1 protein-coding gene is annotated in these 1350 nt (G+C 63.4%); it reads left to right on the top strand.

Translation table 11 applies throughout. The features are described from left to right. Positions 1–111 precede the first annotated feature (111 nt). Positions 112–1329, top strand: a complete 1218-nt coding sequence (locus tag ACIQC0_RS15770; RefSeq protein WP_377217129.1) for an IS481 family transposase — start codon at positions 112–114, stop codon at positions 1327–1329. Positions 1330–1350: the final 21 nt, after the last annotated feature.

Below are 1350 nucleotides of genomic sequence, written 5' to 3'. Positions count from 1 at the left end.
GTGTCTAGTTTCACGACATAGTTCTCACATGAGTCGGGACATCGTTCCCAGTTGATGCTTCACCGGTGAGTCGGGACATCGTTCACACCCTGGAGCGGCTGAGCATGGTGCATGTCGAAGCAGAAAGTCATCGTCCTCGCCGTCCGCGACCAAGGGCTGACCGTCTCGGATGCAGCCCGCCGCTACGGAGTCAGCCGCCGCTGGGTCCACGAACTCCTCCGGCGTGAGGCCGCAGGAGGCATCACCGCCATCGAGCCCCGTTCCAAACGCCCGCTGAACAACCCCCGCCGGACTAACCCGCAGACCGCTGCCCGGATCCTGGCCCTGCGCCACGACCTGCAGACCGCCGGGCTGGACGCCGGCCCGGTCACCATCGCCTGGCACCTCGAACGGGAAGGACTGCGACCCCCATCGACTTCAACAATCCGCCGGATCCTGCACCATGCCGGCCTGGTTACCCCTGAACCGAAGAAACGCCCCAAAGCCTCCCTGCACCGCTTCGAAGCGCACCAGCCCAACGAAACCTGGCAATCCGACTTCACCCACTGGACCCTCGCCGACGGCACCGACACCGAAATCCTGAATTTCCTCGATGACCACTCCCGCTACCTGCTCGCCTGCACCGCGCTCCAACCAGTCACCGTCACCACAGTCGTGACCACATTCCTGGCCTGCGCAGCCGAATACGGGCTCCCGGCCTCGACCCTGACAGATAACGGCATGGTCTACACGACCCGCTTCTCCGGCGGCCGGGGCGGCCGGAACGCCTTCGAACACCAACTCCACGCCCTCGGAATCACCCAGAAGAACGGCTCCCCGAACCACCCGCAAACCCAAGGAAAGATCGAACGCTTCCACCAGACCCTCAAACGCTGGCTCACCGGACAGCCGCGCGCCCACACCCTCGAGGACCTGAACGAACAGCTGGAAAAGTTCCGCCACATCTACAACCACGAACGCCCGCACCGCGCCCTGGACCGCCGCACCCCGGCCACAGCCTACACAGCAACACCCAAAGCAGCGCCCGCAGGGGCAAGACAAGGAGACCACTGGCGACACCGGATAGACCGGGTCGACCAATTCGGGAAACTCACCCTCCGCTACGCAGGCAGGCTACGCCACATCGGAATCGGCCGCGCCCACGCCCGCAAACACGTCCTCATGCTCATCCACGACACCGATGTCATCATCAGCGACGCCACCACCGGAGAAATCATCCGCGAGCTCACCATCAACCCAAACCGGAACTACCAACCCAGAACATCCGGACAAAGAAAAACACCCCGGTCCGAAGACCGGGGTGTAACCGATGACCCGACTCATCCGTGAAGGATGTCTCGACTCATCACA

Source organism: Pseudarthrobacter sp. NPDC092419, from assembly GCF_044755045.1.
Classification (GTDB): Bacteria; Actinomycetota; Actinomycetes; order Actinomycetales; family Micrococcaceae; genus Arthrobacter.
This window is presented reverse-complemented; position numbering and strand designations above follow the sequence as displayed.